Genomic DNA, 24,305 nt, shown 5'->3' with positions numbered 1-24,305 from the left:
CGTCGGATTTCCGACTCGCCGCGGCGGACGGAGCAGAGTCGATTCGGCACCCTGGGGGACCGTCCGGACCGGATCCGGGCCGGAGATGTCGCTTTCCGTCATTAAATTCTTACAATGAGATGGATGATTTATCTGTGGTGACACTGATTCGGCGCGTCGGCCGTCCGGTGGCCTGTGTTCTGATCAGTTCGCGGTAAAGGGCGACATGCCGGTCGGCCGCGGTCGCCCAGCTGTACCCTCGCGCGACCGCCCGCCCGCCCGCCACCCGCGGATGTCCGGCGCCCGCTCCCGCCCGCGGCTGCTCGGCGCCCGCGGCCGGCCGCCGTTCCGCGGAGTCGAGGAACGCCTCCAGCGCGGCCGCGAACTCGGTCGGCGTCGAGGCGAAGCGCACCGCGTCGCCGGCCGCGGCCAGCACCTCGCGTAGCACCGGCAGGTCACGGGTGACGACCGGGACACCCGCGGCCAGCGCCTCCAGCGCGGCCAGCCCGAACCCCTCCTTCGCGGACGGGAACGCGAAGACGTTCGCCGCCGCGACCAGGGCGGGCAGCTCCTCGTGGGCCACCGGCCCGAGGATGACGGGCTCGACGCCGAGTTGCGCGGCCCGGGCCAGCACCTGCTCGCGGTACCCGCGGTAGTCGAACAGGGTCTCCCCACCGGCGACGACGAGGGAGACCGGCGTCACCCGCTCCCGCAGCAGCGCGAACGCCTCGACCAGGTCGGCGGTCCCCTTGCGCGGCTCGATCCCGCCGACGGCGAGCACGTACCGGCCGAGCCGGGCACGCCAGTGCCCGCGGGCCGCGCGGGCGGGAGCCTCCGGGCCGGCAGCCGCGGTGAAGCGGGCCGCGTCGACGCCGTTCGGGATCACCGTCGCGGTGATCCCCCAGCCGGCGGCCAGCTCGGCCGCGACGGCCGCCGACACGCACACGTGCGCGTACGGTCGGCGCAGCGCCCGCTCATGGCAGGCGACGAGCTCGGGGGTGGTGAAGGTGTCCAGGTGGTGGACAGTGCGGACGCAGTCGGCCACGGCGTTAGCGGTGATGCAGTCCTGGGCGTGCACGATGTCGTACCCGCCGGGAAACGCCTCGAAGGCATCCCGGAGGACGGCGATCGAGCGCAGAATGCGCTCCCCGACCGTCTCGTCGGCGACCTCCGGGAACGGCACCGCCACCACCTCGACCGCCGGGTCGACCGGGCGGAAGAAGCCGGCGTCCCCGCCGCGGGCCAGCGTCCACAGGCTGACGCGGTGCCCGGCGCGCGCCAGTGCCTCGGCCAGGGCGAGGGTGGCCACCACCCCGCCGCGGGGCCGGGTGGAGTAGGTCAGCAGCGCCACCGAGAGCGGGCCGCCCGCCGCGCTCCCGCTCACCGGGGCTCCGGGGCACCGACCGCGAGCGCGTCGGTGGCCAGCCCGACCAGGTCGTCGTGGCTCGGCCCGGGTACGCCCGCGGGCCGCCAGCCCGTCGCCAGGATCTCGCGGACCCGCGCGGCGAACCCCGACTCGCCCAGCACGTCGGACGGGGTGGCGAGCAGGTTCTGCAGCCGGGTGAACCGGTGCCAGATCTCCGGGTCGCGGCGCGCGGCGAGGTATGCCTCGCCGTTCGTGACGCCGGCCGGCCGCGCGGCGCCCGCACCGCCGGCCGGGGCCGCCGGCCAGGGCGTGTAGCCGGTCGGCGGCGCGCCCTCGGCGGGCTCGGCACCTCGCGCCTGCGGCACGACCGGCTGCTCGGGACGCCAGCGCAGCAGCCGGGCCGAGTCCTGGGCGCACGAGTCCTCGAACCACGGCGCGAGCTCCGCCCGCATCGACTCGTCCAGGGCGAGCGCCCGCTCGGCGGGGTCACGCAGCCCGCTCGCGACCTCCGTCAGCCGGACGGCGCCGAGCACGGCGAGCGAGACCCCGCGGGTGTGAGCGGGATTGGTGATGACCGCCGCGTCGCCGATCGCCAGCAGCCCGAGCACGCCCGGACGCCCGTCCGCGACCAGCGGCCGCAGCCGGTTGGCCAGGTGTGACATCGCGGTGACCGGCGAGACTGGCCGCACGTTCCCGGGGTTCAGCCACGGGACGAACATCTCGATGGACCGCACCGCCGCGTCGAACGCCGCGCCGTGCCGAAGCACCCGGATGCCGGTGTCCTCGGGGAGCACGCCGAAGGTCATCGAGAAACTGTCGCCGTCGGCTGGGAACATCAGGCAGGAGTAGCGGTCGAAGGAGGCGCCGGTGGTGTGACCGCGGTTGAGCGCGATGTCCGGCGCTGGGCCGCTACGCCGGTAGTAGCGCGAGTAGTAGGCGATGCCGCAGTCGGCCTCGGCCGGCGCCGGCAGGTCGGCGCCCGCGTCGGCCAGCCACCGTCGCACGGGCGAGAGCCGCCCCGCGGCGTCGACGACGAGGTCGGCGTCACGGCTGGAGCCGTCAGCCAACCGCACGCCACGGACCCGCACCGGCCCGCGCGAGAACGCGGGCTCCGCCGGGGCGGGATCGGTTTCGATGCGCAGGCCGACGACGCGTGTCCCCGAGCGAACGGTCACACCGGGCTGCGTGGCGACGACCTCGCGCAGCACCCAGTCCAGCACCGCCCGCCGGCACCCGAGGACGACGAGCTCGTCGTCGGCCGGAGCGGGGCCGGTCAGCGTCGGCGGCGCGTGCTCGGCGAGCCGGACCTCGAGCGCGCCCGCGGCGCGCAGCGCGGCGAGGACGTCCGGGGCGTGCTCGGCCAGCAGCGACCGGCAGCGGGCCAGGAAGGCGTGCGAGTGCCAGGTCTGCGTCGCGCCCGGCCTGCGCCAGTCGTCGATGCCGGCCAGGTCGCCGGGCCGGTCGTCGACGTCCCGTTCGAGCACGTCGACCCGCCAGCCGCGGCGCGCGAGCAGCAGGCCTGCGGTCAGGCCGGCCGCCCCCGCGCCGATGATGATCGCGTCGGGCATCAGTGCGCCGGTCCCGCGGGCCGGGACGGGCGAGATCCGTGCTCGGCCGTGGGCCGGGGGGCCGCCGGGCGGGCGGCCCGCCGCGGGTCGTAGGGCTCACCGGCGAGCAGGCACTGCTTCTCGTAGCTCGCGCCGCGGCGGTCCCGCAGGTGGTTCAGGCCGCTGCGGGCCGCCCGCAGCGCCGCGGTGACGTCGACCGTCGCGACGGCCGTCCCCGCGCCCGTGCCGGTCGAGGCGAGCACGGAGCCGTCCGGATGGACGATCTTCGCGTTGCCGACGAAGCGCAGCGAGCCGAACGTGCCGGCCTGGTTGGACGAGACCCACACGACCTGGTTCTCCAACGCGCGCACCTGGTCGTAGAGGTCGAAGCGGTGCCGCCACCTGTCCGCGGCGATGTCGTCGGCCGCGTGGGTACGCGAGGCCGGCCAGGCCGACAGGCAGGCGATGATGTCCGCGCCGGCGAGCGCCAGGCTACGCCCGGACTCGGGGAACGCCTTGTCGTAACAGATCATCATCCCCATCCGGCCGAGTGGGCTGTCGAACGCGGTGAAGGAACGGCCGGCCTCGTAGGCGAGGGACTCGCCGAGCGGCTGGTGGACCTTGCGATGCCGGCCGAGGACGCCATCACCGTGCACACACACCGCACTGTTGTACCGGTACCGCCCGTCACGCTCCGCGTATCCCGCGCAGACCACCATATCCCCGGCGATCGCCGCCAGCCGGGTGATCTCCGGACCGTCCGGATCGAGGGCGGGTGGCCCCCCGCGCGGGGCCAGATCGTCCCCGCGCGGGGGCAGCGCCCGCAGGTAGCCGCCGAGCGCCCCCTCGGGCAGCACGAGGAGATCCACCCCGCGCCGCCGGGCCCCGTCGACCAGCCGACTGATCGCCGCGAGGCATTCGTCCAGGTCACGGGTGAACGGCGCGGTCACCGCGGCGATCGTCACCGCGCGGGAGGCCGGCTCCGGCCCCCCGCGCGCGCCATCCCCGCGGTCCGCGCTCACGCGTGGCCCAGCCCCGTCACATGGCCGGACAGCGCCGGGGTCAGCACACCGTCCGGCCAGCGCAGGGTCACTCCCGTCCCGTTGAGCAGCCGGCCGCAGCGCTGCGACGTCGCCGGGCTCGGCGCGGGAACGGGGCGGTCGTCGACGTCGGCGGTGAGCATTGCGTAACCGGGGAAGCAGGTGAGCCAGTCGCCGACGGTGGCGCCCGCCGGCCGGGGGACCGCGGCCACGTCCAGCTCGGCGGCGCACCCGCTCGCCTCGGCGAGCATGCCGAGCGTGCCGACGATCCCGACCATGCTGACGTCCTTCGCCGCGCACGGGCGGTGCCGGCGTGGCAGGTCCAGCAGCGCGCGCAGCTCCGCCGTCCGGCGGTTGGACGTCGAGTCCCACTGCCGGCCGGAGTACCCCGGGCGCCAGTCACCGCCCAGGTCGGCGGTCAGGGTTACCGCGTGCCCCGGCAGGCCGCCGCCGGCGGGGATCGGCCGTTCGGAGCGGCCCAGCGCCGTCACCGACAGCGCGGCCGCCACCCCGAGCTGGGTGTGGCCGCCCAGGATGGGCACGCCGTAGCGCTCCGCCGCCGCCCGCAGCCCGCCGATCACCCGGGCGACCCGGGACGCCGTCGGGCCGGCCACCGCGTCGAGCATGCCCACCGGCCGGGCGCCCATCGCCGCCAGATCGTTGAGGTTGACCAGCACGCCGCACCAGCCGGCCCAGTAGGGGTCGCGTTCGACCATCGACGGCACGATCGCGTCGCAGGCCGCGACGACGTCCGTGCCGGGCACCGGTGCCCCGTCGTCACCGACGAACCCGGGGCCGCCGGGGCGCATCCCGGCCAGCAGGGTCGCCAGCGGGGCCTTGATCGAGGCCGCCACCGCCGCCAGCCGGTTGATGGGCCAGCGCATGAGCACGTGCGGGCGGCCGGCGACCGTGGTCGTCCCGGCGATCATCCAGCCGAGCCGGCCGAAGAAGCGGGCCCGGTCGGGCTGCACCGCGGCGTCGAAACGCAGCACCCCCTCGTTCTCGGCGCGCGCGCACGCCGCCCGGACCAGCGCGGCACCGACCCCCGCGTAGCGCCCGCGGGCGGCCGCCGCGACGACGAGCCGGCCGCCCTGCCAGGCGCCGATGTCCTCGCCGCGCCAGATCGGCGCCAGCCGCACCCCGCCGATCACCGTGCCGTCATCCGGCCCGCCGACGACCCGGGCGACCAGGACGATGCTGCGCGGGTCGCTGTCGACCTCGTCCAGATCGCCGGCGACGGTCGCGGAGAACAGGCCCTGCTCGTCGACGAAGACCTCCCGCCGCAGACGGGCGTAGGCGGTGAAGGTGGCCAGATCCTCGGCCTGCTCGACGCGGTACGGCGGCTGGCCCGCCAGCGCCCGGCGATCACCCCAGATCGCCAGTGTGTCCACGGTGCGGTGCCGGATCGGCGTGTGCCCCCCCGACAGCAGACTGGACATCAGGGTCACCCCCCGGCCTGGGGCAGGGCCGAGCACGCCCCGCAGGCCGCGCAGCCCGCGCCCTGGTCCGCGCCGCGCATGCCGGCCGCGCGCAGCTCGGCGGCGACGCGGGCCGTCACATCCGCGACGAGGGCGGGCTCGGGTGCCCGCGCCCCGTCACGCTCGGCGAGCGTGCCCGCCATCGGGCGGAACGGGACCACGAACGGGTACACRCCCATCGCGATGAGCCGGCGGGCGCCGGCGACCAGCTCGTCCGGATCCTCGCCGAGCCCGATCAGCAGGTATGTCGACACCCGGTTGCGGCCGAACACCCGGACGGCCTCGGCCCAGGCCCGCTCGTACCGCTCCACCGAGACGGTGGCCTTGCCGGGCGTCCAGCGCTGCCGGACGGCCTCGTCCAGCGACTCGATGTGGATGCCGATCGTGCTCGCCCCGGCCGCGCGCAGCTCACCGATGAACGCGGGGTCGGCCGGCGGCTCGCACTGCACCTGGACGGGCAGCCCCGGGACGGCGTCCGTCACCGCCCGCACGCACTCGGCGAGCAGCGAGGCACCGCGGTCCGGGCCGGCGGTGCTACCTGTGGTCATCACCATCTGGCGCACCCCGTCGAGCCGCACGGCGGCCAGCGCCACCTCGGCGAGCTGCCCAGGGGTCTTGAGCCGGGTGGTCGCCCCGGCCCGCAGCGACTCCTCGATCGCGCAGAACCGGCAGCGCTCCGGCTCCCGGTACCGCACACACGTCTGCAGCACCGTCGTGGCCAGGACGTCCGCGCCGTGCAGCCGGGCGAGCTGGGAGTAGGGGACGCCGTCGGCGGTGCTCAGGTCGTAGAAGCGCGGCCGGCGCACCGGCCTGGCCTCGATGCCGAGGTCGACACCGTCGAGCAGCAGCCGGCCGGCGTCGACGGAGTACGGGCTGCTGGGGATGATCGGCAGGGCCAGTCCCCGGCCCGCGACGACGACGTGGCCGTCGTCGCTCGGACCGGCGCCGCCGCGGCGGCGCACCGGGGTGGCGACGCGCACCCCACGGACGGCGACGGCGCTGCGGACCGCGAGGTCGAGTCCGCCCGACGGGCGGGCGCCCACGGGGGCCAGGGGGCCGCCCGCCCGTTCGGGCCGGTCAGATGCTTCGCCGAGCCAGGCCGCGGCCGCGGCCTCGGCCCACACGGGGGCCTCGGCTCCGTCGTCAGGCCGGTGTTCGGCCGCCGGACCGTTTCTCATCTGTGTCTCCCGTCGGGAATCCGCGCCCGGCCCGGTCGCGGGTGGGGCAGCGCCTGTGGGCCTGGGCGGGAGATCGGGGTGGAGATATCGGGGTGGAGACATTCGAAGGCACCTGAAGTTCGGAGGCATCTGAGGTTCGGAGGCATCTGAGGTGCCGGCCGGCGCGCGGACGCGCGGGAGCCCATGCCTGCGGGGCCCATGTCCGCGGGGCCCGGTACGCCGAGGTGCCGGGTACTGGCGAGGTGCGGAGGTGTCACGATGCTTGTGGCTGGGGGCGGTGTCGCTGGGGTGCGGTGTGGCCGGACGCCGGTGCGTCCGGCACCGGACGTCCCGGCTCCGGGCGGGCAGATGGCAGCCGCCCGCGGTGATCGGAGCCTGCGGTGGCTGGAGCCCGCGGTGCGGAGCCGGGAGCGTCTGGAGCCGGTGCGGGGCGTCAGAGCATGTACGTCGAGTTCACGATCGCGCCCTTGCGGGTGTAATGGATGACACAGTCCTGGATGTCGAGCGGGTGCGCGGGGATGACGCCCTCGATGAGGTCCTCCTCGCGCAGGCCGTGCAGGGAGAGCCCGAACCGGCAGACGTAGACCTTGCCACCCTCCTCGATGAAGGTCTCGATCTGGGCGTTGATGTTGTGCTCGCCGGCGAACGCGGAGTCGCCGGTGTGTGGGAACCCGCGGGTGGCCATGCAGTTCATCGCGCCGGGCCCGTAGAAATAGATGACGGACTCGAAGCCCTTGCGCAGTGCCCGGGTGGCCTGGAGGATCGCGACGAAGCTCACCGACGACTCGTGCGCGATGCCGTGGACGAGCGTCAGGTAGGACTCGCCGTCCTCGGCCTGGTAGTCGGGAAAGAGCTTCGTCGAGCCGTACAGGTTGCTCCCGGGCGGCAGCGAGGGGTGCGGAACCTCGGTAAGGCTCTGGCGCTCCAGCTCCGTCAGCTCCATGCGTGCTCCTGTCTCGGTCTCCGTGTGTCTCAATCTGGCGGTTGTGATCGACTACTTACATTTGGCCGCCCGACGGTTACCAAGTAGTCGCTGGGTGTGGTCGCGGTGTCCGTTCGCGCAGATACAGGTCGCGGAAGTTCTCCGCGAGGACCCTCCGGGCGAGCTCCGGGTCGCCGATGGCACCGGTGAGCCGGGCGAGCTCGCCCTCGTGGTCGCTCCACGGCTCGTCGCTGGCGAACAGCAGCCGGTCGTGGCCGAGGCCACGGCGGGCCACCTCCGCCGCGAACCACCGCGGCGCGAAGCCGACCGCCCAGCTCGCGTCGGTGTAGACCCGGCGCCCGGCGGCGACCCAGTCGAAGAAGCGACCGCCGATCAGCTTGATGTGCCCGCTCGCGCCACCGCCCAGATGGACCAGATGGACGGCGACCTCGGCCGCGTAGTCGTCGACCAGTGTGCCCATCCGGTCGACGTCGGCGGCACCCCCGGGCGAGGTGTGGACGTGCACGACGAGGTCGTGCGCGCGGGCGACGGCGAAGATCCGGTCCAGCCGGCTCCGGCAGGCCGGGTCGGTGACGTCCCCGCCCAGCAGGAAGCTGAGCTTGAGGGCGACCACGCCCCGCTCGCCCGCCAGTGCCAGCGCGCGCTCGGTGGCCTCGGTGTCCTCGGGCCGCACCGAGACCCACAGGCCGGCCAGGATCCGCTCGTCCACCTGGGCCGCCTCGACACAGAGCTCGTTGAACCCGAAGGCGACCGATGGCTTCGGCACGCCGTAGTTCGGGATCACCACGGCCGCGGACGTCCGCTCGGCGTCCAGGTCCGCGCGCAGCTGCGCGATCGTCGCCCGGGCGCGGACGTCGGGGACCACCGGCGGTCCACCGTAATAGGGGTGGGCCGGCAGCACCCCGAGATGTCGATGCGCATCGTGTACGTCCGGTCGCGGCACGGTGGCAGTGAAGCACCCTGGTGTTTCCCGTGTGTGGCCAACGTGACAACCCGGTCGCGCCACTGGCTCTTTTTGGTCCCTCGGCCGCCCTGGCCTGGTCCTGTGGTGACCCCTCCGGGTAGTCGGAGCTGTTCCTCTGTCCACTCGATGTGATCTTTCTGTTGATCGCGCCGTCCAGCCTCCCGCCTGCGGAGCAAGCTGGATGGCATGCGGTACGCGGTCATGGCCGACCTGCACGGAAAACGCAAGGCCCTGCGGCGGGTCCTCGCCGCCGCCGACGAGGTCGGTGTCGACGAGGTGGTCTGCCTGGGTGACTACCTGGAGGCCAAGGTGCCCATGCGCCGGCACGATCCAGGGCGGTTCTGGCCGCTCGACGAGGTCGTCGATCCCGACCCCAAGCTGTGGGCCGAGCTCGCCGACCTGCGGCGCATCCTGGGCAACCAGGAGGAACGGATCCGGGACCTGCTCGCTCCGGAGCAGGTGCCGGAGCTGCTGGCACCGCTGCTGTCCGGGGTGTCGATGACCCATGTGGACTGCGCGGTCGGGATGCACGGCCACCAGATCGGCTGGGATGTCGATCCGGGCTCGGGCTCGTTCGTCCCCCGCGCCCGCGACGTGCCGGCCGTCCCGCTGGTGCTGGTGGGGCACACCCACCACCGGGCCGTCTTCGAGATCCGCTGGAGCGCCGAGCCCGAGCCCGAGCCCGAGCGCGAACCCGAGTCCAGGGCCGAGAGCGGGCGGGCCGGGGAGCCGCGGTTCCCCGGCGCCGGGCGGTCCGGAGCGGTCCGGTCCGTCCCGGTGGTCTCCGGGGTGCCGGTGCCGGTACGCGTCGCGGGGCCCGATCCGGTCACAGTCGTGGTGAACGTGGGCCCGGCGATCGGGCGGCCCTCCAACTGGCTGTTCTTCGACGCGGATCGCGGCGAGGTCGTCTTCGAGGAGGCGTGAGCCCGCTGCCGGGCCACGGTTCGGGCCAGGGTTGGGACTTTAGTCCTGTCGCGTCTGCCATCTGGGGGTCGTAAAGTGAATGGAAGTCCCGGCGATCTCCGCACTCCCTGCGTTCCCCCCGTACGCAAGGAGCCGCGCGGCCGCCGGGACTTCTTCTTCCCCCGTGCCGAATGTCGGTGGCATGCCGATGGAACCTGTCGCCGGGCATTGTTCCGCATCCGCGTGCGCTGCCCCGGGTGTGGCCCGGAGGGCGCAGCCGATCTCATCCCCGCCGCGTCCCGCACCGGCCGTGAGCGCTCGGCCTCGTCGTGCTACCGGCCGTCTGTGGGCGTATGTCGGGAGGGTGGGTGGCAACTCGGCGTCTGCCAGCCGGATGCCTGTTAGGCAGATGTCCGGGCGGTGGGTGAGCGCCTGGGGAGCTGTCGTGCCGTCGGATGCCCGACACCGATCGGGCCTACCCATTTAGTGATCCGCGTTCATCCTGGTGATGACAACACGAACCCGACTGATCCTGATGAGTAGTAATCGTCTGGCCTCGGTTGCGGTGTGTCGCGCAAACACTGTGCACGGTTACGTTGCGGTGGGGATCAGGTGAAGGAAAATGGCGTGCGGTGATGTGTCGACGGGGTTGTCGCGGCATCGACGCGGCAGTAGCGGCCGACCCCCTGTCGGGGGTCTGTAGCCTGCCAACGGCAGGGTCCGGTGCAAATCAACGCGATCTGGGCGGACCGGACCTTTGGTTTCGACCAGTTCGGATGGTCAGGTTTCGCGATGTTGCGAGCCGGTCCGGGGGCGAGCCGGTAGCGTTCGAAGCTGCTCGCGCTGCGTGCGCGACTGACTACAGCTAATAGGCTCGTTGACCTAGGGGGGTTGAACTGGTGCAGGTCCCCGCGGCGCGCATCGTGTTCTCGCCAGAAGACCGCGCGGAGGTCGCGTCGTTCGCGGCCGAGGTCCTCTCGACCGGTGCCCTGACTCTCGGTGCGCACACCCAGGAATTCGAGGCGGCGTTCGCGGCCATGCACGGCGCGCGCCACGCCGTCGCCGTGAACAGCGGAACGGCCGCCCTCGAGATCATCCTAAGAAGCATCGGCGTGGGCGGATTCGATGTCGTCGTGCCCACGAACACCTTTGCTGCCACCGCGTTCGCGGTTCTCCGCGCCGGCGGCACACCGGTCTTCGCCGATGTGAACGCAGACACCTTCGCGCTCAGCCCGGAGACTGTCGCCGCAGCCGTCACGCCGCGGACGAAAGCCGTCGTCGTCGTGCATATCGGCGGCATGATTCCGCCGGACATCGACGAGCTGTGTGGCCTCCTCGACGAGCGGGGCATCGTGCTCGTCGAGGACGCGGCCCACGCGCACGGATCAAGTCTCGCTGGCCGGCACGCCGGTTCCTTCGGGGTGGCGGGGTCGTTCTCCTTCTACCCGACCAAGCTGATCACGTGCGGTGAGGGTGGAATGGTCGTCACATCCGACGACCGGCTACGCGACGAAGCCCTCCTCTATCGTGACCAGGGCAAGGCGGGATTCCTCGGCAACATTCACATCCGCGAGGGGTACGCCTGGCGGATGAGTGAGGTGCACGCCGCAACCGGCCGCGTCCACCTACGTCACCTCGACGACTTCCTGGCCCGCCGCCGCCGGGTCGCGGCCCGTTACGACCAGGCGATCGACGAACTGGGCGTGGAACGGCCGCAGGCGGTCGAGGGCGGCGTCACCAACTACTACAAGTACCCGGTTCTTCTTTCCCGGGGCGTCGACCGGACGCAGGTGAAGAAGGAGATCCGGGAGGGACACGGTGTCTCCATGGCGGGTGAGGTGTACGAAGCCCCGCTGCACCAGCAGCCGGTGTTCGAGCGGTATGCGCAGGTCCAGCTGCCGGTGGCCGAGGACATCTGCGCGCGGCACGTCTGCCTGCCACTGCATTCCGACATGACCGACGCCGAGGCCGAACATGTCATCTCGGCATTCCGTGCCGTCGTCCACGGAATGGAACTGGACGGTGCCCGGCGATGAAGATAGCCGTCACGGGAGGATCCGGATTCATCGGCGGTCACGTCGTCGACCGCCTGCTCGACGCCGGCCACGAGGTGCTGTCGCTTGACCTGAGCACCTGCAGGCGGCCCGACCCGCGTGCCGCCTACCGCGAGATCGACGTTCTCGAGCTCGAGGCGCTCGTCGACGCGTTCACGGGCGTGGACGTCGTCTTTCACATCGCCGGAATGTCGAACGTCGACTTCGCCTTCGCCGACCCGGTGCGCACGGTGCGCCTCAACGTGGAGGGAACCGGCAAGGTGTGCGAGGCGGCCCGGCGCACCGGCGTGCGCCGCGTCGTGTTCGCGAGCACCGTCTGGGTCTACGGCGCCGTGGCCGACGCGCCCGCGCAACCGACCGAGCAGCCGTCCGGGCTCGCGGCGGGCAGCGTCCCCGCTCCGGCCGGGCACGGTGACCATCCGCGGCCCGCGCCGCTCACCGAGGACGCCGAGATCGTGCTCGCGCGAGCCGGGCACGTGTACACCTCGACCAAACTCGCGGCCGAGCTGCTCCTGCACAGCTACCAGCAGACCTACGGGCTCCCGTTCACGATCCTGCGGTACGGCATCCCCTACGGCCCCGGCATGCGTGACGAGCTGGTGCTGGCCAGGTTCGTCCACAACGCCGTGCACGGCCGGCCGCTGACCGTCGCCGGCGACGGCCTGCAGTTCCGCAACTACGTCTACGTCCGTGATCTGGCCCACGCGCACGTGCTCGCGCTCGCCGACTCCGCGGCGAACACCACCCTCGCTCTGGAGGGCAACGAGCCGGTGAGCGTGCTGGAGATGGCCCAGGCCGTCCAGCGGCACTTCCCCGGGACGGAGATTGAGCACATGCCAGCCCGGCCGGGGGACTTCCGCGGCCGGGAGATCTCCGCGCAGCGGGCCGCCGGCCTTCTCGGCTGGCGGCCGACGACGCCGTTCCTGGAGGGCGTCCGGCAGTACATCGAGTGGTATCAGGCGAACCGGCAGCCACCCGCGGTGACTGCGCCGTCGATCGGGGATCTCGGCGTCTCCGCAACCTCATCGGAATGAGCGTGTCGAAGATGGACGGGATCGAGGGGATCATGGACGACGTCACGGCGGAGAGCGAGCCCGGGTCTCGGCGCGGGAACGTGCTGCTGCTCTCCGGCTCCCTCGGAATGGGCCACGACGTGATGGCCGAGGCCTGCGCGACGTCGCTGGAGCGCCGCGGGTTCCACACCCGCACCGCGGACTGCCTGCGCATGACGGACGGCCGCAACGGCACGCTCGGGCAGAACGCCTTCCGTGGGCTGATCGCCGTCCCGGGGGTGTACGACGCGCTGCACTTCTCGCAGCTACGCACGGGCGGGCGGGTGGCGCGGGCCATCGAGCGGACGTCCAGCCACTTTCTCGTGCCGCGGCTGCGCGAGGACATCCGGGCCGAGCCGGCCGACCTGGTGATCTCCATCTTCGCCTCCGCCGCGGCGGCGGTCAGCCGGCTGAAGTCGGAGTTTCCGGGGATGACCACGGCCGTGTTCTCCTCGGACTGCTGCGTACACCGCATCTGGGTGCAGGACAACACCGACCTGTTCCTGGTGACGTCCCAGACCGCGGCCCGCTACGTGCGCCGGTTCGCCCCGCAGGCCCGGGTCGCCGTGGTGCCGACCCCGGTGCGGACGCCGTTCTACGACCCGCCGACCCAGGAGGAGGCCCGGGGCAATCTCGGCATCCCGCTGGAGAGCCGGTGCGTGCTGCTGATGTCCGGATCGTGGGGCCTCGGCCCGTTGGTCGAGGCCGCCGAGGCGCTCGCCGCGGCCGGGGTGTGGGTGCTCGCCGTCGCCGGCCGCAACGAGAAGCTGGCCGCGCGGCTGTCCGCCCTCGCGCAGCGCGACCACCGGGTGATCCCGTTCGGATTCACCAACCGGATTCCCGAGCTCATGGCCGCAAGTAACCTGGTGGTGACCTCGTCGGGGGACACGTGCAGCGAGGCTCGCGTGATCGGGCGCGACCTGCTGTTGATGGACGTCGTCCCCGGCCACGGGCGGGACAACCTGCAGAAGGAGCTCGACCGCGGCCATGCCGAGGTGACCAGTACGGACTCGCTGTCCCTGACCCGGTCGGCCCTGGCCTGTCTGGACCGGGTCAAGCCGCCCTCGCAGCGGGTCGCCGTCAGCCCACAGGCCTGGGAGCAGGCATTCGGTGCGGCGCTGGCCCAGATCGGACTGGGCGTCCACTGGTGATGCCGCGCGCGCGGGTGGGCCAGGTGCCATGAAAGTCAATACGTCATGAGATGTGCTGGGGGAGCCGTCGCGTTGTGGGAGATGATGCCGCCGGGGTCGCCGCCGTTGGGGCGGCGCACCCTGGCTCGGCCGCCCGTGTCGGCGGATGGGACGCTGCGATGGTGAGCCGCGCATGAACACGGCGCTCGTAATCGGGCTGCCCACGACCATTGTCTCGGCGGCCCTGTACGGGGTCGCGCCGCTGCTACAGGCGATGGCCGCCCGGAGGGAGGAAGCCGGCACCGGCCTCGGGCTCGGCCTGCTGGCCCGGCTGGCCACCCGGCCGTTGTGGCTGATCGGCCTGGGGGTTGAGGCCGGCTCGTTCCTGCTGGAGGTCTACGCCCTGTCGGTGGCGCCGGTCGCGCTCGTCGCGCCGGTGATGGCCCTCGACATGATCGTGTTCACCCTGCTCGCGCGCCGGGCGCTGGGTGAACAGATCAGCCGGGTCGGCTGGAGCGGCGTGGGCCTGATGGTGGCCGGCGTCGGGCTGCTCGCCTACGCCTTCCACCGCAACGCGGAGGTCGGCAGCCCGGCGGGCAACGGCGTCCTGCTCGCCTTCCTGGTGCTCGGGCTGATCTTCTCGCTGCTGTGCGCGTTCGGCGCGAACCTGGCCGCGGCGAAACGGCAGGTCGCCGGGGCCGCGCTGGGGTTCGGGCTGGCCGCCGGGGTCAGCTATGCCATCGCGACCCTGGCCACCCGCCAGATCGGGCTCGCGGTGCACGAACGCCGCAACAGCGACTCGACGCTCGTCGACCTGCTGTCCACGCCGACGCCCTACGTCCTCATCCTGTTCTCCGTGCTGGCCCTCGGGCTGGAGCAGCGCGGCCTGCAGGGCCGGGCCGCGGTCATCGCCTTCCCCGTCACCAGCGGGGTCTCGGCGTTCCTCCCGGTGACCCTGGGGCTGACCCTGTTCGACGAGCCGGCGCCGGACGGCCCGCGCCTGCTCGCCTTCGTCGTCTCGCTGGTGATGGTCGCCGCCGGCATCGGCGCGCTCGGCCGCGACCGGATGGCCGCCAACCGGTCGGTCGAGGACGAGCCGGTCGTCGATCCCCGAGCCGGTTACGACCCCGCCGACGAGGACGGCTATCGTCCCCTCGACGGTGCCACCGACCAGGATGACTGGGCTGTTCCCGGGACGGGAGCCGGCTACGACGGCGGCGGAACCGCCCCGGGCGGCGCGCCCGCGCACGGGTCGGCCGACAGGTTCGGCGTGGTCATGGACCCATTGCGGAGTGCGCAGAGCTGAGTCAGGATGGGGCTCATGGGCGAAATGTCCCGTGGGCCCGTGGGTCGGTGAGGGCATCGCGGCAGGCGTTCGAGGTGCGGCCCCGCTCGGCCGGGATTGGTGGATCGCGTGTACGCGGACGATTCGGGGTTCGACGATGCGGCGGGATACCAGGATCCGGGGTACCGGGTCGTCTCGGTCAATCTGCCGAGCRATCTCCTGGAGGTCGTGCTGCGCCGGGTCGGCCCGAACGGCCTGTCCGCCTACGTGACCCAGGCGCTGTGGCGCCAGGAGCCGCGCGCATCACTGATTGACTTCCACCGCTGGACGGCGGCCCTCAGTCGCGCGGCGCTCGACCAGGACGTGTCCCGCGCGGCGGAACCGCCCGCCCTGCACTGAGCCCGCTGAGGTTCCTGGGCCTTCCGGTGCACGTCGCCGTCGCTGTTGCCGGCGCCGGCTCGTGGCCGGGGCTGCTGGTGCGCCTCACTCGGATGGACGGCCGGGCGCCCGGGCGATCGGGGGGTGAACCCGGGCGGCCGGCCACAACGACTGTCTCACGCTCGGCACGCGATGCGTTACTAACGGTTTCTTGAGGTGTGCATCGCGTGAGCGAGTCCACAGGTACGACCGCATTGGCGCTGCCTGTTCCGTCTCGGTGCTCCTGAGCCGTTCCGGGGCGTTGGTCCCGGGCGACACACGGTGCTGGGCGGGTCAGCGGTCTTCGGGTTCCGGCCGCAGCATCGCCGGATGCAGCAGGCGGGCGTCCCCGCGGGTGAAGAGCTCGGCCGGACGGCCGCCGTCCCGCGTTGTGGTCCGTCCGGTCGGGACGAGGAAGCCCGCCGTGCGGGTGACCTTACGGTGGAAGTTGCGAGGGTCCAGCCGGGTTCCCCAGACGATCTCGTAGATCCGCCGAAGCTGCGCGACGGTGAACTCTGGCGGGCAGAACGCCGTCGCCACCGGGCTGTACTCGATCTTTGAACGGGCACGTTCGACCCCGTCAGCCAGGATCCTGGCGTGATCGAAGGCCAGCCCGGTCATCCCGCCGACCGCGCGGCCGTCCCCGCCTGTGCCGCCGTCCGTACCGTTTGCGCCCGAGTCGCCGTCCGAGCCGGCTCGCGGGATGTCGGTGACCGCCCACCACCGGCTGGCCGCCGCGTCGGTGCCGGCGACGGGAACCGGAAGGTCAGGCGCGAGCGCCAGGTACGCGACCGTGGCCACCCGCCCGCGCGGGTCGCGGTCCAGGTCCGCATAGGTCGCGAGCTGTTCGAGATGGCCGGTGGAGCGCGCCAGGCCGGTCTCCTCCCGTAGCTCGCGGACGGCGGCCGCGTCGAGATCCTCGTCGGGCCGGACGAACCCGCCGGGCAGAGCCCATCGCCCCGCGAACGGCTCGATCCCGCGCCGCACCAGAAGGACACAGAGAGTGTCATCGCGCACGGTGAGCACCACGAGATCCACGGCCAGCGGAACGGGGACGATCTCGGCCGGGAGGATCTCGGCCGGACCAGGCGCGGCGTCGGAGTCGAGCGTGGCGCCGGACTCGGACGGGGTGCCGGAGCCGGGCGTGGGGCGGGAGCCGGGCGCGGTGCGGGAGCCGGCGGCGGGCGGCGTGGTCATGGCGGCGATGGTATCTCGTCAGGTTGACGAAAAGGGGGTAGGGCTCTACAGTCCCTCTTATCGTCACTTCGACGATAAGAGTGTGAGGAGGTTCGGCGATGGCCGATATCAGCCGTGTTCTGTTCCTGCGCCACCTGCGTGGCACCCCGACGGCGTACATCCGCCACCAGCGGGGCACCGCCGTCGCCCACGAGGGCGTCGGCCTGGTGTTCTGGTACCGGCCGCGGACGGCCGTGATCAGCGAGGTCCCGGTGGACGACCGGGAGCTTCCGGTCGTCTTCCACGCCCGGACCGCGGACTTCGCCGACGTCGCCGTCCAGTCGACGGTCACCTTCCGCATCGCCGACCCGGCGCTCGCCGCGAGCCGTCTCGACTTCGGCATCGACCCCGAGCTGGGGAGCTGGCGCGAGGACCCGCTCGCCCGGCTCGCCGAGATGATCACGGAGACCGCCCAGCAGTACGCCGCCGACCAGCTCGTCCGCATGCCGCTCACCGACGCCCTGGTGGACGGCGTCGCGGCGGTCCGCCAGCGCGTCGGCCAGGGCCTCGGCGGCGACGCCCGTCTCGCCCAGACCGGGATCGCGCTCGTCGGTGTCCGGGTCGTCGCCATCCGGCCGGTGCCGGAGGTGGAGAAGGCGCTGGGCACCCCTACCAGGGAAAAGATCCAGACTGAGGCCGACCGCGCCACCTACAGCCGCCGCGCGCTGGCGGTCGAGCAGGAGCGCCGGATCGGCGAGAACGAGCTGCAGAGCAAAATCGAGCTGGCCCGCCGCGGGGAACAGCTCGTCGTCCAGGAAGGCGCCAACGAGCAACGCCGGATGACCGAGCAGGCGGCGGCGGCGCGGATCAGCGCCACCGCGCAGGCCGAGCGGGCCGAGACCGCGGCCCGCGCCGAGGCCGAGCGGGTGCGGCTGGAGGCCGCCGCCCGTGCCGACGCGGTCCGCCTGGTCGGCGCGGCCGAGGCCGACGCCGAGGCCGCCCGGGTCGGCGCGCTGGCCGGCATGGACACGGCGACGCTGGTCGCCCTCGCCGTGCGCGACCTGGCCGACCACCTGCCGGACATCGGTGCCCTCACCATCACGCCGGACGTCCTCACCGAGGCGTTCGCCCGCTTCGCCCGGCCCGGCCTGACGGCCGCCGTCCCGGCCGGCGGCGAGCGGTGAGCCTCGCCCCGCGCGCGGTGATCGTCCACCGGCGCACCGAGTACACCGAGCTGCTGGAGCACCACGGCACCCGTGGCCAGGCGGAGTTCTTCCTGCGGTCGCGGGGCCGGGACATCGCCGAGGTGGAGGCCCGGCACGCCGCCCAGACGGCGGCGCGGCGCCAGGTGGCCGCCGCGGTGCCGCCGAGCTGGCGGCGCGGCGAGGTGGAGCGCGCCGACCTCGACCGCTTCCTGTTCGACCCCGAGGATGTGATCATCTGTGTCGGCCAGGACGGCCTCGTCGCCAACGTCGCCAAGTACGTCGACGACCAGCCCGTCGTGGGCATCGACGCCGATCCCTCGCGCAACCCCGGCGTGCTCGTCCGGCACCAGCCGGGCGAGACCGGGCGCCTGCTGGCCGTCGCCGAAGCGCTCCGGCGCGCGGGCGGCGCGGGCGGCGCGGGCGGCGCCGGCGGCCCGTTGCGCCACCTCACCATGGTCGAGGCACGCTCCGACGACGGACAGGTCGTGCGTGCCCTGAACGAGGTCTACATCGGGGACCCCGGCCACCAGACGGCCCGTTACCTCCTGCGCGCGCCCGGGTACGACGGAGTCACGACAGAGCGGCAGGCATCGTCCGGCCTGATCGTCAGCACCGGCACGGGCAGCACCGGGTGGTGCCGGTCCGTCTGGCGCGAGCGGCACAGTGCCCTGGACCTGCCGGCCGGCGAGGCGCCCGCCCTGATCTGGTTCACCCGTGAGGCGTGGCCGTCCCCGACCACGGGGACGGCCTGCACCGAGGGGCTCCTTGTCGGAGCGGTCCGGCTCGAGTTGCTGGTCGAATCCGAGCGCCTGGTCGTCTTCGGTGACGGCATCGAGACCGACTCGGTGGCTCTCACCTGGGGCCAACGCCTCACGATCGGCATGGCGGACCGGCGGCTGAACCTCATCTGACGCACGGTCCCTGACCTGCGGTCTGACGTGCGGTCAGTGCCCGAAGCGCTCGATCGCCTTGCTGACCCGGGAGTTCGCCTGCGCGAAGCTGACCTTCCCGTCCACATACGCGGCGAGCGCGGCGCGGCGGACCCGCTCCGCACGCGGATCGCTCAGCGGGGTGTTCAGCAGGTTGGTCGTGGCGGTGGCCACGGCGATCACCTCCCGGTACCAGGGGAACAGGTGGAGTACTACGGGCGAATCCAAAGGAACGGACTGGGCCGAGCGGGCTGGGCTGTTGAGTGGACTGAGCAGTAGAGCGGGTTGAACTGTTGAGCGGACTGGGCTGTAGCGCAAGCTGAGCTGAGCGGACCGAGCGGAGCAGTTGGAGCGGGCTCGACGCGACCGTCGGTGCTGGTCGGAAACGCGGTGTGCGATGGACAGGCGGCCCGGTCACGGAGCCGGCGTGGGGTGACCGCCCGGCAGATCGTGCCGGGTCAGGCCGGGGCGGGTACCCGCTCGATGGCAATCACGACGTCGCTCCTCCGTGACGGGACGGGCACCGTGCGCCCGCGCTCGGCCTCAGCGGGCATCGCACGATCGACACGACCGTGACGTTGGAACAACGCGGCCCGCACGAACATCTACAGAGTGCGCGACGTGAGCCGGTTACGCAAGAGCCGAAGAACGGCTGGTCAGCGGCTTGACACCCGCCGGCTGTCCGGATCCGCCGGTCAGCGGCGGGCGCGCGGGCGGTCGAACTCGCCGTCGTGGACCCCGGCGAGGAACGCCTCCCACTCCGCGCTGCTGAAGGCCAGAACCGGGCCGAGCGGGTCGGCGGAGTCGCGGACCGCCACACCGCCGTCGACGTCGGCCACCTCGACGCACATGCCGCCCTCCCCGCCGCTGTGACTGCTCTTGCGCCACGGGAGCGCGGCCGGGTCGGTGACCGCCGGTTTCCTGGATGTCCTCATCGAAGCTCCTCCGAAACAGCGGAAATCAACGCCACGGAGTCCGCCGGGCCAAGAGCGGACGCCATCAGGTGATCCAACCTGACTCTATAGCGGCGAATTTCTGACGGACGTTCCAGGTAGAGGCTTCCGGCGCCTTTTTCTATGTAGACCACATCGTGATCCGTCTCGTCCGCGAATCCCAGAACGGAGAATGTGCTGCCCATACCGGCATGTGCCCCGGCTGCGAAGGGAAGCACCTGAACGGTGACATTCGGTAGTTCGGACGTCTTCGCGACCCACTCGAGCTGGGCGCGCATCGCCGCCGCGCCGCCGACCGGGCGGCGTAGGACCGCCTCGTCGAGGATCACCCAGAGTCGGGGCGGGCTGCCGCCGCGCAGCCGCGACTGCCGGTCGAGCCGCAGCGCTACCCGGCGCTCGATCTCGTCGTCGGGCGCCTCCGGGTTGCTCGCGCGCATCACCGCCCGCGCGTAGTCCGCGGTCTGCAGCAGGCCGTGGACGAGCTGCGGCTCGTACACGCTGATCGAGGAAGCGTCGGCCTCGAGGCCGATGTAGACCTCGAACCAGGCCGGGACCACGTCCTGGTAGGCCTGCCACCAACCGTGCCGCCGCGACTCGCGGGCCAGGCCGAGCAGCGCCTCGCGGTGGTCGGCGTCAGTCACCCCGTACAGCCGGAGCAGGTCCGCCACATCCCTCGTGCGCACCGGGATCCGCCCGTTCTCCAACCTGCTCACCTTCGACGCCGAGCAGCGCAGCACCTCGCGGACCTGCTCGACGTCCACACCCGCGGCCTCGCGCAGGCGGCGGAGCTCGGCGCCGAGCCGCCGGCGCCGCACCGTGGGACCGCTGTTCCTCGCCGTCACCCGTCCTCCCGGTCACCGGAACCGTTGTGGAGCATTCCGTTACGCATCCACAATCTGATCACATAGATAGTGCGCAATCTGTAGTGAAACCAACACACAAGGGCTTGCATATGCGTGGTGCAAGCTCCATGCTGCAGAAGCGGTGCTCACCTTGAGTGGCGAAATCGAGCCCCTGGGTGAGATGTTGTCGACGATGGGGCCTACCGGGGGAGCGTCGGTGCTGGTCGGGACGGGATGGATGGCCGTGAGCCGGTGCCGCCCGCCCTGCCACGGCGGGTCGGCCGCCCACATCAGGTTGGGCTGCGCCATCGGGTCGGCCTGCCACGTCGGCATGGTCCCTCCGTCGATCCGTGCGGTCGGCCCGGTGACCGTGCCCGCCGCCCGTCAGGCCGCTGCCCGCCGTGCCGCCCGTCAGGCTGCCGTGCGCCGTGCCGCCCGTCGGCCGGCGATGGTCTCGGCCATGCCGTGTCCGGTGACAGCCCCAGCCGCCGGCCGGTTCGTGACCGACATCCATCCGGAGCGCCTTCGCGGGGGCGGGTGCCGCGCCCGCGCGGCCGCCCCGCCAGAACTGGGAACTGGAGTCCCGATGAATCGTTACTCACGCAGCAGGGGTCATTGCGGCAGGCGCGTCCGGCCGGCCACGATGCGGTTGGGGGAGGCTGACGACCCCGACTCCTCCTCGATGTTCGGCGTGATCCTCTTCGCGGCCGGTCCGCGTCGGGCGCGCCGGATCGTCCTCGCCTTCGACTCCGCGTCCGACGCCGATGCGTACGCGGTCGAGAACCATTATGTCGACTACCTGGTTGCGCCGCTGTCCTTCCTGTCGCCGGCGGGTATCCGCCGGGTCCGGTGAAGCGCGGCGAGACCCACCAGCTGGCGAGACCCACCGACCGGCGAGACCTTCCGACCGGCGAGACAACCCGACCGCCGAGAAGACCCGGCCGGCCGGTGAGAAGAGAGGCGGGACGACGATGACCCGGCGATTTCTTGTGTTCGACGGCGACGGTGAGCTCGTGGGCACGTTCGCGGAGTGGGAGGACGCGCATTCCTGGGCGCACCTACGATCAGCCGAACCCGCGAATACCGGCCCCGTACAGGTGGAGGACCGCGCCGAGCGCCGCACCTGGACGGTGAGCGGCGAGCAGTGCCGGCTCACCGTCTGGCGGCGCCAGGTCGAGTACGGCTACTGCGCACCGCCGCCGCCGGTGCCGCTCCCCGTCCCGTCCGCCTTCGTCGTTCCGTCGGCGCCGCCGCCGGGAACGGTGAGCCCGCGCCCGCGGAACAGGCTCCGCCGCCAGGTCAAAGCCTCCTGAGCGCAGGCTGTCAGAGCCGGGCCGCAACCGCCGCAACCGCCTCGGCCGGCTCAGCCGGAGGCCGCCGGGTCGTCGCCTCCCAGCCCGCGGTGGATCGCCTGCTCCACCGGAGAGCGGGGGAGATCCGTGTCGCAGAGGAGCGGCGGGCCGTCGGGCTCGAGCGGCGGCTGGGCGAGGAACCGGGGAGTCGACCCCCAGTGCACCTGCGCGGCGTGGATCAGGAACGGGTGGCAGAGGTAGACGTCCCCGGCCTGCCCGGTGGCCAGCGCGGTCGGACGGTCCGCGGCGTCGAGCCGGCCGGCCGCGTCCATCGTCCGGCACAGGCTCAGGACGTCCGTCCCGCGCCCACCGAGCGGCTCGAGGAACCGCGGGACGTCCAGATGCGAACCGACCTTGATCCTGGTCGGGGCATCGGCCGGGCCGACGTCGGAGAACAGGAAGAGCATCAGCAGGGCACGGCCGCGTGAGGCCACATTGAGCCATGGCCAGGGCGCTGTCGCCGCGGCCTGCGCCGGGTCGTCCGCGGCGTAGCTGCCATCCATGTGCCAGCCTGTGTCGCCCGGGTCGTCGGGGTGCGGGAAACGAATCGGGAAAGTGCCCAGCCCGACCCGGGGCAGCCAGCGCCCGGGGCCTACGAGCTGGTCGAACGCGGCACTCAGCCGCGGCGAGGACGCGGCGGCGCGGAACGGCTCGTCGGCGCGCCCGCCCACGCGGACGACAGGGTGCGTCCAGGTCGCGCTGTCCGCGGGATCGGCGTCGATCGTCTCCCAGAGAATCGCCCGGCCCGCGTCGGCGACCGCGCGGCTGAACGCCCCAGCCACCCGCACGAATCCGTCCGCGACGAACCTCTCGATCTCCTCGCCGGTAAGCATGGGACGGGACGACTCGGCCGTGAATCCGGACGTCATGGGCCGCGACCACCTCCGGTGAACGAGTCTGCCCGCGACCGGCAGCCGCCCGCCACGCATTTTTCGCCGCTCACCTCGGCGCGTCCGCGCTGGGCGGCGGCCTGCGACGGCGGGGTGTCGTGGTGCGGGATTAGCCTTGGACCGTGCCGGAGTCCGTGAACTTTGACCGTATGGCGGACCGCTACGACGAGACGCGGGGCGGGGCGGAACGTGGCCGGACCGTCGCCGCCGCGCTCGCTCCGCACCTGCTCGGCGAGACGCCCCCGGAACGCGCGCGGCTGCTGGAGATCGGCGTCGGTACCGGTCTCGTCTCCGCCGCCTTCGTCGAACTCGGCTGGTCCGTGGCCGGAGTGGATCTCTCCGAGCGGATGCTCGCCCGCGCCGCGGGACGGCTGCCCGGCCGGATCCTGCGCGCTGACGCGACAGCGATCCCACTCCGCTCAGGCACCGTGGACGCCTGTGCCGCGGTGCACGTGCTGCACCTCGTCGGCGATCAGCCCGCAGTGCTGGCCGAGGTCGTCCGGGTGCTGCGCCCGGGCGGCCGGTTCGGTTTCGTCGGGGCCGGGGCGCCCGACGGATCGGACATCTCCGAGATCATCCAAGCAATGCAGGCCACGCTTGCCGACGGCGCGTCCCGTCGCGACGCGCCCGACACCGTCACCCGGCTCGCCGAGCAGGCCGGCCTGCGCCTGGTCGCCGACCTCACCCTCACCGGCGCGGGACGTCCCTCGACCCCGCTGGAAGCCGCCCGGCAGATCGAGCTCCGGACATGGTCGACCTTCTGGGACGTCCCCGCGTCGAAATGGTCCACGATCGTCGAACCCGCGCTGGACGCTCTTCGCGGTCTCCCGAACCCGGCCGAGGCCCGGCCAGCCAGAATCCGTACGCCTTGCCTGATCTTCGAGAGCCAGTCTCCCGGGACGCCGGCTCGCGCAAGATAAGTCAATTACCCTGGGCCGCGTTTCATCATTGATCGGCGGGTCGGGTAAAGGTCACGTGGGTGATGCCGCTGGGGGTCGTCGTGGATTCGACGGTGAAGCGCTTCTCCATCTCCTCGAGGCCCTCCCACAGCCGCACCCCGCGGCCGAGGAGGATCGGGACGACGGCCACGTGCAGGTGGTCGATCAGATCCGCTGCCAGGAAGTCGCGGACCATGGTCGGCCCGCCACCGATCCGGACGTCGAGGCCGCCGGCGGCCTCCCGTGCCTGGCGGAGTGCCTCCTGCGGGGTGGCGTCGATGAAGTGGAACGTCGTGCCCCCTTTCATCACCAACGGCGGGCGGGGGTGGTGGGTCAGGACGAAGACCGGCGTGTGGAACGGGGGATCCTCGCCCCACCACCCCGTCCATTCGTGGTCCTCCCAGGGGCCGCGCTGCGGCCCGAACTTGTTCCGCCCCATGATCTCGGCGCCGATGCCCGGCTCCCATGCTCCGGCAAGCGCGTCGTCCACCCCGGTGTCTCCGCCGTCCTCGCCGTGCATCGCGCGGAACGACCTGGTGTGGAAGAACCAGTCGTGCAACCGCCCCTCGGCGTGACCGAACGGCCTTTCGAGGCTCTGCCCCTCGCCGGTGCCATAACCGTCGAGAGAGACGGAGAAGTTGTGGACTCGTACACGAGACACGGGCCGACCTCCTGCTCTCGTAA

The 24,305-nt window shown here is 72.6% G+C and carries 24 protein-coding genes; 11 read left to right on the top strand and 13 right to left on the bottom strand.

Annotated elements, in window-relative coordinates; all coding sequences use genetic code 11:
• Positions 1–109: 109 nt before the first annotated feature.
• From BBK14_RS03515 to BBK14_RS03485, 7 genes are all read right to left on the bottom strand, one after another.
• Entirely contained in the window at positions 110–1,363 is a 1,254-nt protein-coding gene (locus BBK14_RS03515; RefSeq protein WP_071059773.1) for an MSMEG_0565 family glycosyltransferase, read from the bottom strand.
• Entirely contained in the window at positions 1,360–2,913 is a 1,554-nt protein-coding gene (locus tag BBK14_RS03510) for an FAD-dependent oxidoreductase (protein ID WP_071059772.1), read from the bottom strand. The genes BBK14_RS03515 and BBK14_RS03510 overlap by 4 nt, the downstream gene beginning before the upstream one ends.
• Positions 2,913–3,914 (bottom strand): carbon-nitrogen hydrolase family protein, encoded by a 1,002-nt coding sequence (locus BBK14_RS03505; RefSeq protein ID WP_071059771.1) that lies wholly within the window; start codon positions 3,912–3,914, stop codon positions 2,913–2,915. The genes BBK14_RS03510 and BBK14_RS03505 overlap by 1 nt, the downstream gene beginning before the upstream one ends.
• A complete protein-coding gene (locus BBK14_RS03500) occupies positions 3,911–5,371 on the bottom strand; it encodes an MSMEG_0567/sll0787 family protein (protein ID WP_071059817.1) in 1,461 nt (486 codons plus the stop codon). Before BBK14_RS03500 ends, BBK14_RS03505 begins: the two co-directional genes overlap by 4 nt.
• Positions 5,372–5,376: 5 nt before the next feature.
• Positions 5,377–6,588 carry an MSMEG_0568 family radical SAM protein gene (locus BBK14_RS03495; protein WP_116429979.1) on the bottom strand — a complete coding sequence of 404 codons (1,212 nt, stop codon included), beginning with the start codon at positions 6,586–6,588 and terminating at the stop codon, positions 5,377–5,379.
• Positions 6,589–7,021: 433 nt separating this feature from the next.
• Positions 7,022–7,531, bottom strand: a complete 510-nt coding sequence (locus BBK14_RS03490; RefSeq protein WP_071059770.1) for an MSMEG_0572/Sll0783 family nitrogen starvation response protein — start codon at positions 7,529–7,531, stop codon at positions 7,022–7,024.
• Between the two features lie 76 nt (positions 7,532–7,607).
• The gene (locus BBK14_RS03485) at positions 7,608–8,474 is read right to left on the bottom strand and encodes an amidohydrolase family protein (RefSeq protein WP_071059769.1); all 867 of its coding nucleotides are present in this window, start codon (positions 8,472–8,474) and stop codon (positions 7,608–7,610) included.
• 207 nt (positions 8,475–8,681) lie between these two features.
• On the opposite strand from BBK14_RS03485, the gene BBK14_RS03480 reads away from it, so the two are divergent.
• The 6 genes from BBK14_RS03480 (at position 8,682) to BBK14_RS03455 (ending at position 15,318) form a co-directional block, all read left to right on the top strand.
• Positions 8,682–9,419 (top strand): metallophosphoesterase family protein, encoded by a 738-nt coding sequence (locus tag BBK14_RS03480; RefSeq protein ID WP_071059768.1) that lies wholly within the window; start codon positions 8,682–8,684, stop codon positions 9,417–9,419.
• A gap of 878 nt (positions 9,420–10,297) precedes the next feature.
• Positions 10,298–11,434, top strand: coding sequence for a DegT/DnrJ/EryC1/StrS family aminotransferase (locus tag BBK14_RS03475; protein WP_071059767.1), 1,137 nt, complete (start codon positions 10,298–10,300; stop codon positions 11,432–11,434).
• Positions 11,431–12,486 (top strand): NAD-dependent epimerase/dehydratase family protein, encoded by a 1,056-nt coding sequence (locus tag BBK14_RS03470; RefSeq protein WP_071059766.1) that lies wholly within the window; start codon positions 11,431–11,433, stop codon positions 12,484–12,486. Before BBK14_RS03475 ends, BBK14_RS03470 begins: the two co-directional genes overlap by 4 nt.
• The gene (locus tag BBK14_RS03465) at positions 12,483–13,655 is read left to right on the top strand and encodes a glycosyltransferase family protein (protein ID WP_071059765.1); all 1,173 of its coding nucleotides are present in this window, start codon (positions 12,483–12,485) and stop codon (positions 13,653–13,655) included. The genes BBK14_RS03470 and BBK14_RS03465 overlap by 4 nt, the downstream gene beginning before the upstream one ends.
• Positions 13,656–13,827: 172 nt before the next feature.
• The gene (locus tag BBK14_RS03460) at positions 13,828–14,940 is read left to right on the top strand and encodes a hypothetical protein (protein WP_071059764.1); all 1,113 of its coding nucleotides are present in this window, start codon (positions 13,828–13,830) and stop codon (positions 14,938–14,940) included.
• Positions 14,941–15,048: 108 nt separating this feature from the next.
• Positions 15,049–15,318, top strand: a complete 270-nt coding sequence (locus BBK14_RS03455; protein WP_071059763.1) for a hypothetical protein — start codon at positions 15,049–15,051, stop codon at positions 15,316–15,318.
• Between the two features lie 312 nt (positions 15,319–15,630).
• Here the strand turns inward: BBK14_RS03455 and BBK14_RS03450 are convergent, their stop codons facing one another.
• On the bottom strand, positions 15,631–16,533 hold the full coding sequence (locus tag BBK14_RS03450; RefSeq protein ID WP_241831091.1) for an NUDIX hydrolase: 903 nt from the start codon (positions 16,531–16,533) through the stop codon (positions 15,631–15,633).
• Positions 16,534–16,631: 98 nt separating this feature from the next.
• Here BBK14_RS03450 and BBK14_RS03445 point away from each other — a divergent pair, with 98 nt between their 5' ends.
• Together BBK14_RS03445 and BBK14_RS03440 are read left to right on the top strand one after the other, a co-directional pair.
• Positions 16,632–17,696, top strand: a complete 1,065-nt coding sequence (locus BBK14_RS03445) for an SPFH domain-containing protein (protein ID WP_071059762.1) — start codon at positions 16,632–16,634, stop codon at positions 17,694–17,696.
• Complete coding sequence (locus BBK14_RS03440; RefSeq protein WP_071059761.1) at positions 17,693–18,628, top strand: NAD(+)/NADH kinase; 936 nt, start codon at positions 17,693–17,695, stop codon at positions 18,626–18,628. Before BBK14_RS03445 ends, BBK14_RS03440 begins: the two co-directional genes overlap by 4 nt.
• A 33-nt stretch (positions 18,629–18,661) precedes the next feature.
• Here BBK14_RS03440 and BBK14_RS38690 read toward each other — a convergent pair whose 3' ends face one another.
• The 3 genes from BBK14_RS38690 to BBK14_RS03430 all read right to left on the bottom strand — a co-directional run bounded on the left by BBK14_RS38690 (position 18,662) and on the right by BBK14_RS03430 (position 20,441).
• Positions 18,662–18,820 (bottom strand): hypothetical protein, encoded by a 159-nt coding sequence (locus tag BBK14_RS38690; protein WP_018500571.1) that lies wholly within the window; start codon positions 18,818–18,820, stop codon positions 18,662–18,664.
• Between the two features lie 521 nt (positions 18,821–19,341).
• On the bottom strand, positions 19,342–19,581 hold the full coding sequence (locus BBK14_RS03435; RefSeq protein ID WP_071059760.1) for a DUF397 domain-containing protein: 240 nt from the start codon (positions 19,579–19,581) through the stop codon (positions 19,342–19,344).
• Positions 19,578–20,441 (bottom strand): helix-turn-helix domain-containing protein, encoded by an 864-nt coding sequence (locus BBK14_RS03430; RefSeq protein WP_071059759.1) that lies wholly within the window; start codon positions 20,439–20,441, stop codon positions 19,578–19,580. The genes BBK14_RS03435 and BBK14_RS03430 overlap by 4 nt, the downstream gene beginning before the upstream one ends.
• Positions 20,442–21,084: 643 nt before the next feature.
• On the opposite strand from BBK14_RS03430, the gene BBK14_RS03425 reads away from it, so the two are divergent.
• Together BBK14_RS03425 and BBK14_RS03420 are read left to right on the top strand one after the other, a co-directional pair.
• On the top strand, positions 21,085–21,294 hold the full coding sequence (locus BBK14_RS03425) for a hypothetical protein (protein ID WP_071059758.1): 210 nt from the start codon (positions 21,085–21,087) through the stop codon (positions 21,292–21,294).
• 118 nt (positions 21,295–21,412) lie between these two features.
• Positions 21,413–21,754, top strand: coding sequence for a hypothetical protein (locus tag BBK14_RS03420; RefSeq protein WP_071059757.1), 342 nt, complete (start codon positions 21,413–21,415; stop codon positions 21,752–21,754).
• 50 nt (positions 21,755–21,804) lie between these two features.
• Here BBK14_RS03420 and BBK14_RS03415 read toward each other — a convergent pair whose 3' ends face one another.
• Complete coding sequence (locus BBK14_RS03415) at positions 21,805–22,662, bottom strand: phytanoyl-CoA dioxygenase family protein (RefSeq protein WP_241831090.1); 858 nt, start codon at positions 22,660–22,662, stop codon at positions 21,805–21,807.
• A gap of 143 nt (positions 22,663–22,805) precedes the next feature.
• Between BBK14_RS03415 and BBK14_RS03410 the strand changes: the two genes are divergently transcribed.
• A complete protein-coding gene (locus tag BBK14_RS03410) occupies positions 22,806–23,603 on the top strand; it encodes a class I SAM-dependent methyltransferase (protein WP_071059756.1) in 798 nt (265 codons plus the stop codon).
• Between the two features lie 25 nt (positions 23,604–23,628).
• Here the strand turns inward: BBK14_RS03410 and BBK14_RS03405 are convergent, their stop codons facing one another.
• Positions 23,629–24,282, bottom strand: coding sequence for a dihydrofolate reductase family protein (locus tag BBK14_RS03405; RefSeq protein WP_020464051.1), 654 nt, complete (start codon positions 24,280–24,282; stop codon positions 23,629–23,631).
• Positions 24,283–24,305: the final 23 nt, after the last annotated feature.

Source organism: Parafrankia soli (assembly GCF_001854695.1).
Lineage (GTDB): Bacteria > Actinomycetota > Actinomycetes > Frankiales > Frankiaceae > Parafrankia > Parafrankia soli.
The sequence above is the reverse complement of the archived record's forward strand: the minus strand, read 5'-3'. Positions and strand labels throughout refer to the sequence as shown.

What these genes read in the sequence shown, in the direction of transcription:
- BBK14_RS03510 (WP_071059772.1), bottom strand. Translation starts at nt 2,913, where the DNA reads ATGCCCGACGCGATCATCATCGGCGCGGGGGCGGCCGGCCTGACCGCA.
- BBK14_RS03500 (WP_071059817.1), bottom strand. Translation starts at nt 5,371, where the DNA reads ATGTCCAGTCTGCTGTCGGGGGGGCACACGCCGATCCGGCACCGCACC.
- BBK14_RS03490 (WP_071059770.1), bottom strand. Translation starts at nt 7,531, where the DNA reads ATGGAGCTGACGGAGCTGGAGCGCCAGAGCCTTACCGAGGTTCCGCAC.
- BBK14_RS03480 (WP_071059768.1), top strand. Translation starts at nt 8,682, where the DNA reads ATGCGGTACGCGGTCATGGCCGACCTGCACGGAAAACGCAAGGCCCTG.
- BBK14_RS03470 (WP_071059766.1), top strand. Translation starts at nt 11,431, where the DNA reads ATGAAGATAGCCGTCACGGGAGGATCCGGATTCATCGGCGGTCACGTC.
- BBK14_RS03465 (WP_071059765.1), top strand. Translation starts at nt 12,483, where the DNA reads ATGAGCGTGTCGAAGATGGACGGGATCGAGGGGATCATGGACGACGTC.
- BBK14_RS03460 (WP_071059764.1), top strand. Translation starts at nt 13,828, where the DNA reads ATGAACACGGCGCTCGTAATCGGGCTGCCCACGACCATTGTCTCGGCG.
- BBK14_RS03450 (WP_241831091.1), bottom strand. Translation starts at nt 16,533, where the DNA reads ATGACCACGCCGCCCGCCGCCGGCTCCCGCACCGCGCCCGGCTCCCGC.
- BBK14_RS03445 (WP_071059762.1), top strand. Translation starts at nt 16,632, where the DNA reads ATGGCCGATATCAGCCGTGTTCTGTTCCTGCGCCACCTGCGTGGCACC.
- BBK14_RS03435 (WP_071059760.1), bottom strand. Translation starts at nt 19,581, where the DNA reads ATGAGGACATCCAGGAAACCGGCGGTCACCGACCCGGCCGCGCTCCCG.
- BBK14_RS03425 (WP_071059758.1), top strand. Translation starts at nt 21,085, where the DNA reads ATGCGGTTGGGGGAGGCTGACGACCCCGACTCCTCCTCGATGTTCGGC.
- BBK14_RS03420 (WP_071059757.1), top strand. Translation starts at nt 21,413, where the DNA reads ATGACCCGGCGATTTCTTGTGTTCGACGGCGACGGTGAGCTCGTGGGC.
- BBK14_RS03415 (WP_241831090.1), bottom strand. Translation starts at nt 22,662, where the DNA reads ATGACGTCCGGATTCACGGCCGAGTCGTCCCGTCCCATGCTTACCGGC.